Genomic DNA, 8,088 nt, shown 5'->3' on the forward strand with positions numbered 1-8,088 from the left:
GTACTCCGGGTTGGCCTGACCGAGGTTGGATGCGATATTGCGAATTTTTTCGCTGTAAGGGCGGGCGGCGCGCATGCGCTCCTGCGCCTTGCGCATTTTGCTGGCCGCCACCATTTCCATGGCCTTGGTGATCTTCTTGGTGTTCTCCACCGATTTGATCTTGCCGCGTATTTCCTTACCTGCTGCCATGAATGACTCCTTGTGTCTTCAGGTGCAAATCAAGCAAACGACTTCTTGAACGCGGTTGCCGCAGCCGTCATTTCAGCCTCGGCATCTTTGTCCATGGCCTTGGCCGCTTCCAGTTTGGCCAGCAGCGCCGCGTGCTTGTCTTTGAGGTAAGCATGCAGACCGTGCTCGAACGCCAAGACCTTCTTGACATCGATGTCGTCCATGAAGCCCTTGTTCACGGCAAACAACGTGGCCGCCATCAAACTGATGGGCAGCGGGCTGTATTGCGCCTGCTTGAGCAACTCGGTCACGCGGGCACCGCGGTCGAGCTGCTTGCGGGTGGATTCGTCCAGGTCGGAGGCGAATTGTGCGAAAGCCGCCAATTCACGGTACTGCGCCAAGTCGGTACGGATACCGCCGGACAGATTCTTCACCAGCTTGGTTTGCGCCGCGCCACCGACGCGGGACACCGAGATACCGGCGTTGATCGCAGGGCGGATACCGGCGTTGAACAGCGAGGTTTCCAGGAAAATCTGGCCGTCAGTGATCGAGATCACATTGGTCGGCACGAATGCAGACACGTCACCGGCTTGCGTTTCAATGATCGGCAATGCCGTCAGTGAACCGGTCTTGCCCTTGACGGCACCTTTGGTGAAGTCTTCAACATACTTTTCGTTGACACGAGCGGCACGTTCCAGCAGACGGCTGTGGAGATAGAACACGTCGCCGGGGTAGGCTTCGCGGCCTGGTGGGCGACGCAACAGCAAGGACACCTGACGGTAGGCCACCGCTTGTTTGGACAGATCGTCATACACAATCAGCGCGTCTTCACCGCGGTCGCGGAAGTATTCGCCCATGGTGCAGCCAGAGTAGGCGCTGACATATTGCATGGCGGCCGACTCGGAAGCCGTGGCAGCCACCACAATGGTGTATTCCATGGCGCCAGCTTGTTCCAGCGCGCGCACCACGTTTTTGACGGAAGAGGCTTTTTGGCCAATCGCGACATAAACGCAGGTCATGTTCTGACCCTTCTGGTTGATGATCGCGTCAATCGCCACGGCGGTCTTGCCGGTCTGACGGTCACCAATGATCAGCTCGCGCTGACCACGGCCCACCGGCACCATGGAGTCAATCGACTTCAGGCCGGTTTGCATCGGCTGGTCCACCGATTTACGGGCGATCACGCCCGGCGCAACCTTTTCAATCACGTCGGTCATCTTGGCGTTGATCGGACCTTTGCCGTCAATCGGCTGGCCCAGCGCGTTGACTACGCGGCCTTTGAGTTCGGGACCGACCGGCACTTCCAGAATACGACCCGTGCACTTGACGATGTCGCCTTCGGAAATATGCTCGTAAGCACCCAAAATCACGGAGCCCACCGAGTCGCGCTCGAGGTTCAGTGCCAAGCCGTAGCTTGGTTGACCATCGGCGTCGGCCGGGAATTCGAGCATTTCGCCCTGCATCACGTCCGAGAGGCCATGAATGCGGCAAATACCGTCGGTGACGGACACGACCGTACCCTGGTTGCGAATGTTGGCGCTGGCGGACAGGCCCTCAATACGGCTCTTGATCAGTTCAGAAATTTCTGCGGGATTGAGTTGCATGACTCTTTCCTTCTTTCGTTAATTGGGCTGACAACAAGGGGCTTGCGCCTCAAGCTGTCAATGCCACTTTCATTTGTTCCAGACGGGCTTTGACAGAAGAGTCAAGAACCTCATCACCCACCACCACGCGAATGCCGCCGATCAGTTCGGGCTGCAATTCGACGGAGACGTTGAGCTTGCGTGCGAATCGCTTTTCCAGCGTTGCGGCCAAGTCGGCCAGCGCAGCGCTGTCAATGGCGAACGCGCTGTACACCACAGCGTCAGCCGAGCCACTTTGGGCATTCTTGAGCGCTTGAAACTGCGCAGCAATTTCCGGCAAAACACTCAAGCGTCCGTTTTCAATCACGGTGCGCAAGAAGTTTTTTGCCATCTCCGGCAAAGCCACTTTGGCCACACCGGCAATCACATCAAACACTTGAACAGCGGTGACGTTGGGGTTGTCAGAGAATTGCTGCAATTGCGGATTTTTCGCAATCTCCTGCAAAGCCTCAACCCAGACCGCCGCACTGTTCAGGTCGGATGACGAAGCCTTGAACAAGGCTTCAGCGTAAGGGCGGGCAATGGTGGCAAGTTCGGCCATGGTTGTCCTCTTACAGCTCAGTCTTCAAACGGCCAAGCAAATCAGCATGGACAGCGGCATTGACCTCCTTGCGGAGAATCTGCTCGGCGCCCTTGACCGCCAACGCAGCCACTTGTTCACGAAGAACTTCGCGGGCCTTGACGGTTTGCTGCTCAGCTTCAACCTTGGCAGCAGCAATGATCTTGTTGCCTTCCTCGGTTGCCTTTAGTTTGGCTTCTTCGACGATCGCCTGCCCGCGACGCTCGGCATCCGCCAGGCGCGCCGTGGTCTCGGTCCGCGACTTGGCCAATTCGGCTTCCACGCGCTTGTTGGCGGAGGAAAGCTCGGACTTGGCTTTGTCAGCAGCCGCGAGGCCGTTGGCGATTTTGCTGGCACGTTCGTCCAATGCAGCTGCGATGGGCGGCCACACGAACTTCATCGTGAACAGCACCAGCAATGCGAAGACGATGGCTTGCGCTATCAGAGTTCCATTAATGTTCACAGTAAATCTCCTTCAACGAGATGTTGCAGGAAAGGTTTACTTGACCAAACGTGCGATTTGAGCCAGGAACGGGTTGGCAGTGGCGAACCACAGAGCAATACCGGTACCGATAATGAACGCGGCATCGATCAGACCAGCCAGCACGAACATCTTGGTTTGCAGTTCACCCATGAGCTCAGGCTGACGCGCAGCCGCTTCAAGGTACTTGCTACCCATGATGCCGATACCGATACAAGCACCCAACGCGCCCAGACCAATGATCAGACCAGCAGCCAGAGCAGCAAAACTAATAACTTCCATGATTGACTCCTAAATAAACTAAAAAAACAAAAACAAAAACAAACCGAAAATGAATGCGCAACTTAGCGCGCAAAATTAATGCGCGTCGTGCGCTTGCCCAATGTAGACCAAGGTCAACATCATGAACACGAAAGCCTGCAAGGTGATGATGATCAGGTGGAACACGCCCCACGCCCAACCCGCCACCACATGCAGCAACAAAAGCATCAAGCTCGAAGGCTCGAGCGAAAGCGCCCAAGCGCCACCCAGGAGGGCAATCAACATGTACACCAACTCACCGGCATACATATTGCCGAACAGCCGCATGCCATGCGAGACCGTTTTGGCGGTAAAGGAAATCAATTGTTCGGCGATGTTGATAACCGCCAGAATGACAGCGAAAATTGGGTTCTTGCTGGTGCCAAAAGGGGCCGAAACCAACTCATGCGCCCAGCCGCCAATGCCCTTGATCTTGATGTTGTAAACCAGGCAAATAAACAAAACCGATACCGACAGACCCATGGTCACAGAAAGATCGGCCGTTGGCACGACGCGCAGATAGGCGTGATGCGGATCATGCCCGGCAGCACCGTAAATCCAGGCCCACACCGTCGGCAGCAAATCCAGCGGCAGCAAATCCATGGCATTGAGCAGAAAAATCCAGACAAACACGGTCAACGCCAAGGGCGCCACCAGTTTGCGGCTCTTGGCATTGTGAACAATGGCCTTGGCCTGTCCATCCACTATTTCAATCAGGATTTCAACCGCGGCCTGAAAACGGCCCGGCACACCGGAGGTCGCACGGCGCGCCGCTTTCCAAAGAAAGAAACAACCCAGCACACCCAACAGAATCGAGAAAAACAAGGAGTCGATATTGAAGACGGAAAAATCAACGATTTCCGTCTGCGGCTTGTTTTGCCAGTGCGTCAGGTGGTGAACAATATAGTCACTGGGGGACGGAGCACCGGCTTCTGCGGACATTGCTTCTGCGGACATTGTTAACTCTTTAATTTGTTGTTCGTTTTGGGCGCATCAAAAGCGCCAACCAATACACCTTCAGGGTCACGATCAAGCCAATCAGCATGGCCAACCAGTCCAGACCCGGAACCAACTGCGGGGCCGCAGCAAGCATGCCGACACTGACGGCAATCTTGATCGCTTCCCACACAAAAAAACCAAAACCAGCGGTGGCCGCGTTAATGGACGAGAACTGACTCATCAGACCCCGCGCAAACAGCACAGCGGGAATGACCACCGCCAAAGCACCGTACCCCGCCGACCAACCAGCACTCGACCTTCCGGTAAAACCCCAGGCCGCCAAAGCCACCAGCAAACCGACTACCATCTGCCAACTCACGATCCACCACGGAGATACCGAGGGATAAAGTTCTCGCAAGGCCTGCGCCTCTTCGGCCGTCAGCCGCTTGAACTCCAGCGCTTCGGACTCATCTGTGTCAAATTGGGGAACAGGCGTGATTATCGACATCTCAAATTACACGCAGGTTACACCCGAGTTACACGCGACGATTGCCGCAAAGCCTTCGATTATACGTAGAAACCCGTGGCTTTTTGCCATGCTCCGGTCATAATTCATTCATGAACACCTTGCCACCTCTGCCGTGCTACCTCAACGGCGAGTTCACCGAGCTGCCCAAGGCCAAGATCAGCGTCATGGACCGTGGCTTCATTTTTGGCGACGGCGTGTACGAAGTCGTGCCGGTCTATGGCGGGCAGTTGTTCCAGTTTGCCCAGCACATGGCACGGCTTGATCGCAGCCTGACGGAGCTGCGCATTGGCAATCCGATGACACACGCGCAGTGGGCCGAGGTTGCTCTTAAATTAATAGCGTCCTACGACGATTCCACGGGGGCCAAGGCCGAAAACATCGATCAACTGATCTACATCCAGATCACCCGTGGCGTGGCCATGCGCGACCACGTGATGCCCAGCAACATCACGCCGACCGTGTTTGTCATGACCAATGCGATGAAGCCCGCCAGCGCGGCGCAGCGCAGCCAGGGCGTGGCGTGCGTGACGGCGGACGACTTTCGCTGGGAAAAAGCGCATATCAAAAGCACCAGCTTGTTGGGGGCGGTCTTTGCCCGCCAGATCAGCTTTGACGCGGACGCGCTGGAAACCATCATGTTTCGCGACGGCTTTTTGAGCGAAGCGGCAGCCAGCAACGTCTGGGTGGTGAAAGGCGGCACCGTGCTGGGCCCGCCCAAGAACCACCTGGTGCTGGAAGGCATTCGCTACGGTCTGCTTGAAAAAATTTGCCATGCCCAGGGCATTGGCTTTGAGCTGCGCCGCATCAGCCGCGAAGAAGTCCTGAATGCCGACGAGCTGCTCTTGTCCTCCGCCACCAAAGAGGTGCTGGCTGTGACCACGCTGGACGGCCAGCCCGTCGGCACGGGTCAACCCGGTCCGGTCTACGCGCAGCTGTATGCAGGCTACCAACAAACCAAAGAACAGTCGCGGCTGCAGCCCCCTCGGGGCGCGACCCGCGCCGCCCTTTGAAACCGCCGACCCAAGCCATCCCACACCATGTCCCTACCGATCAACCCCGACATCCCGCGCAACGAGTCGCTCATTGAATACCCGTCGCTGTTTCCCATCAAAGTCATGGGCAACAAAGTCGACGGCCTGGTGCACGCCATCACACTGATCGCCCATCAGTTCGACCCCACCTTTGATGCATCGACTATTGAGCTGCGTGAGAGCAAGGGCGGCAAGTACCTGGGTATCACCATCACCGTCACCGCCACCAGCCGCGAGCAGCTCGACGAGCTGTACCGCACGCTGAGCACGCATCCGATGGTGAAAGTCGTGCTGTAAATTCAGCTCACGACACGTTTATAAAAATTCTTGCCCGTTTTCTTTCATATGCGTGGATCGGCTACGGTCTTGTGAAAGATTCCCACCCCACGCATCACAAACAGCTTGCTTTAGTGGCCCCACTTTTTGGGATGGCGGGGCCAATCCACCTCAGGCCGAAAACTTCAATATGATATACACCCCTAGGGTGGAAACAAATTAAATTGAAATTCGACTTCCTCGACCTCAAGTTACATGCTCAGTGCCACGACAGCCGTTTGGCGACAAAGGCGCTTGGAGCCGAGTCAACCAAAAAGCTAAAAGCCAGACTGGACGATTTAGATGCCGCGCAAAGCATGGAAGACATGCGGAACCTACCGGGGCATTGGGAAGAACTGAAAGGTGATCGGGCGGGGCAATTCTCCGTCCGGCTGCGTGGCGGCTTGCGACTGATCGTCAAGCCGCAAAAACAACCCCCGCCATCAAAACCAGACGGCGGATTGAACTGGCTGGCCATAGACAGCCTCTACATTATTGAAGTGGTGGACTACCATGATTGACAAACACCTGACTTGGGAACCCGCCGAGGTATCCCCTCCCGGCGAGACCCTGCTTGACCGCATCGAGGAACGAGGCATTGCGCAAAGTGAGTTGGCCCGCCGCATGGGCCGCCCACTCAACGCCATCAACGAGATCGTGCTTGGCACCAAAGAAATCACCGAAGGCACCGCGCTGGAACTGGAGCGCGTTCTCGGCACGCCAGCCCACTTCTGGCTGGCGCGTGAATCGCGCTACCGCGAATTTCTGGCACGCCAGCGCGACGCCAGCCGCGCGCCGGACCGTCTGAAATGGCTTGACAGCCTGCCATTGAAAGAAATGCAGCAGGCAGGCAAGCTGCCTGCTGGACGCCTGACCCCTGCATTCAGGGCGACGTTGATCGATGCCGCATTGCGCTTTTTTGGCGTGGCCTCACCCGAAGGCTGGCAAAAGCAATACCTGACCGTCCAGGCCGCTTTTCGCCGCTCCAACCCGGCCAAGCAGACAGACGATGCCGCCATCACCGCCTGGCTGCGTCTGGGCGAGATTGAAGCGCAGCAGCGTGAAACGCCACCCTTCAGCGCTGAAAAACTGCACGCCAATCTTGCGGCCATGCGGGCTCTGAGCGTCAAACCCGCCCCTGAAATTGGCAGCGGACTTAAGGAGCTCTGTGCACAAGCAGGCGTCGTATTGTTGTTTGTTCCCGCGTTTCGCGGCACCCATGTCAGCGGCGTCGCACGTTGGCTGGGTGATCGGCCACTGATTCAGCTGTCACTCCTGGGCAAGTGGAATGACATTTTTTGGTTCAACTTCTTCCACGAAGTCGGCCACGTTCTCAAGCACCCCAAACGCGCCGTCTTTCTGGACGACGCGACTTCTGGTCACGCACTGACCAGCAAGGAAGAGCAGGAAGCCAACCAGTTTGCAGCCGACGTGGTCATTTCGTCCGCTGACCGTCGCGTGCTAGAACAACTGGATCTCACTGTGCCCGCCGTTCGGACATTCGCGCAGCGCATCGGCATTCATGCTGGCATCGTGGTGGGCGCCTTGCAGCACATGGACCTGGTGAACTACGCCAGCCCCCTGACCCGACTAAAGCAGCGCTACGAAATCGCAACGAAATAAGATTCGCCCATGCCCACCCTAGACTGGCTCAACCGCGTCAACGCGTTCACCACTGCGGCCCGCGTGCCTTACCGGCTGCTGGAACAGGTGTCGATTCATACGCCCACCGCTCAGGCCGAGGAGGCCCCGTCTCAAGTCGCTCGAACTACGCCCGTTCAGGCTGAACTACTCGGCGTTCGCCCTGAGCCTTTCGACGGACCTGCTGCAATCACTCGCGCAAGCCCGAGTGAGATCACCGACAACCTGCTGATCCAGGGCGACAACCTCGAAGCGCTCAAGGCGCTGCTGCCGTTCTACCGGGGACAGGTCAAGTGCATCTTCATTGACCCGCCCTACAACACCAAAAGCGCGTTTGCGCATTACGACGACAACCTGGAACATGCCCAGTGGCTGAGCATGATGCTGCCGCGCCTGCAACTGTTGCGTGAACTGCTGCGTGAGGACGGTTCGATCTGGGTGACGATTGACGACAACGAAGGGCATTACCTCAAGGTGCTGAT

The 8,088-nt window shown here is 57.1% G+C and carries 12 protein-coding genes; 5 read left to right on the top strand and 7 right to left on the bottom strand.

The features are described from left to right. The 7 genes from B3V69_RS04580 to B3V69_RS04610 form a co-directional block, all read right to left on the bottom strand. Window positions 1-189: F0F1 ATP synthase subunit gamma (locus B3V69_RS04580; protein WP_296444223.1), on the bottom strand; the 189-nt coding region annotated here is incomplete at its 3' end. Between the two features lie 29 nt (window positions 190-218). Then, on the bottom strand, window positions 219-1,772 hold the full coding sequence (gene atpA, locus B3V69_RS04585; RefSeq protein WP_296444225.1) for a F0F1 ATP synthase subunit alpha: 1,554 nt from the start codon (window positions 1,770-1,772) through the stop codon (window positions 219-221). Window positions 1,773-1,821: 49 nt separating this feature from the next. Further along, the gene (locus B3V69_RS04590) at window positions 1,822-2,352 is read right to left on the bottom strand and encodes a F0F1 ATP synthase subunit delta (protein ID WP_296444227.1); all 531 of its coding nucleotides are present in this window, start codon (window positions 2,350-2,352) and stop codon (window positions 1,822-1,824) included. A gap of 10 nt (window positions 2,353-2,362) precedes the next feature. Next, window positions 2,363-2,833, bottom strand: coding sequence for a F0F1 ATP synthase subunit B (locus B3V69_RS04595; RefSeq protein ID WP_296444229.1), 471 nt, complete (start codon window positions 2,831-2,833; stop codon window positions 2,363-2,365). A 36-nt stretch (window positions 2,834-2,869) separates the two neighbouring features. After that, entirely contained in the window at window positions 2,870-3,133 is a 264-nt protein-coding gene (gene atpE, locus B3V69_RS04600; RefSeq protein ID WP_114972255.1) for a F0F1 ATP synthase subunit C, read from the bottom strand. A 75-nt stretch (window positions 3,134-3,208) separates the two neighbouring features. Next, window positions 3,209-4,093: a F0F1 ATP synthase subunit A gene (atpB, locus tag B3V69_RS04605; RefSeq protein WP_296444244.1), complete on the bottom strand. Its 885-nt coding sequence runs from the start codon at window positions 4,091-4,093 to the stop codon at window positions 3,209-3,211. Window positions 4,094-4,118: 25 nt separating this feature from the next. Further along, entirely contained in the window at window positions 4,119-4,598 is a 480-nt protein-coding gene (locus B3V69_RS04610; RefSeq protein WP_296444231.1) for an ATP synthase subunit I, read from the bottom strand. A 110-nt stretch (window positions 4,599-4,708) separates the two neighbouring features. Here B3V69_RS04610 and B3V69_RS04615 point away from each other — a divergent pair, with 110 nt between their 5' ends. The 5 genes from B3V69_RS04615 to B3V69_RS04635 all read left to right on the top strand — a co-directional run. Beyond that, the gene (locus B3V69_RS04615) at window positions 4,709-5,629 is read left to right on the top strand and encodes a D-amino acid aminotransferase (RefSeq protein WP_296444233.1); all 921 of its coding nucleotides are present in this window, start codon (window positions 4,709-4,711) and stop codon (window positions 5,627-5,629) included. Between the two features lie 27 nt (window positions 5,630-5,656). Then, entirely contained in the window at window positions 5,657-5,947 is a 291-nt protein-coding gene (locus tag B3V69_RS04620; protein WP_296444235.1) for a YbeD family protein, read from the top strand. A 203-nt stretch (window positions 5,948-6,150) separates the two neighbouring features. Then, window positions 6,151-6,486, top strand: coding sequence for a type II toxin-antitoxin system RelE/ParE family toxin (locus B3V69_RS04625; RefSeq protein WP_296444237.1), 336 nt, complete (start codon window positions 6,151-6,153; stop codon window positions 6,484-6,486). Continuing rightward, entirely contained in the window at window positions 6,479-7,588 is a 1,110-nt protein-coding gene (locus tag B3V69_RS04630) for a helix-turn-helix domain-containing protein (RefSeq protein ID WP_296444240.1), read from the top strand. Before B3V69_RS04625 ends, B3V69_RS04630 begins: the two co-directional genes overlap by 8 nt. Before the next feature lie 9 nt (window positions 7,589-7,597). Continuing rightward, window positions 7,598-8,088 (top strand): DNA methyltransferase (locus B3V69_RS04635; protein WP_296444242.1); only part of this gene is annotated, 491 nt, incomplete at its 3' end.

The sequence above is a fragment of the Rhodoferax sp. UBA5149 genome (assembly GCF_002413825.1).
Taxonomy (GTDB): Bacteria; Pseudomonadota; Gammaproteobacteria; order Burkholderiales; family Burkholderiaceae_C; genus Rhodoferax.

Excerpts from the sequence above, each read along its gene's own strand:
- B3V69_RS04590 (WP_296444227.1), bottom strand. The coding sequence starts at position 2,352 with ATGGCCGAACTTGCCACCATTGCCCGCCCTTACGCTGAAGCCTTGTTC.
- B3V69_RS04615 (WP_296444233.1), top strand. The coding sequence starts at position 4,709 with ATGAACACCTTGCCACCTCTGCCGTGCTACCTCAACGGCGAGTTCACC.
- atpA (WP_296444225.1), bottom strand. The coding sequence starts at position 1,772 with ATGCAACTCAATCCCGCAGAAATTTCTGAACTGATCAAGAGCCGTATT.
- atpB (WP_296444244.1), bottom strand. The coding sequence starts at position 4,093 with ATGTCCGCAGAAGCCGGTGCTCCGTCCCCCAGTGACTATATTGTTCAC.
- atpE (WP_114972255.1), bottom strand. The coding sequence starts at position 3,133 with ATGGAAGTTATTAGTTTTGCTGCTCTGGCTGCTGGTCTGATCATTGGT.
- B3V69_RS04610 (WP_296444231.1), bottom strand. The coding sequence starts at position 4,598 with ATGTCGATAATCACGCCTGTTCCCCAATTTGACACAGATGAGTCCGAA.
- B3V69_RS04620 (WP_296444235.1), top strand. The coding sequence starts at position 5,657 with ATGTCCCTACCGATCAACCCCGACATCCCGCGCAACGAGTCGCTCATT.
- B3V69_RS04630 (WP_296444240.1), top strand. The coding sequence starts at position 6,479 with ATGATTGACAAACACCTGACTTGGGAACCCGCCGAGGTATCCCCTCCC.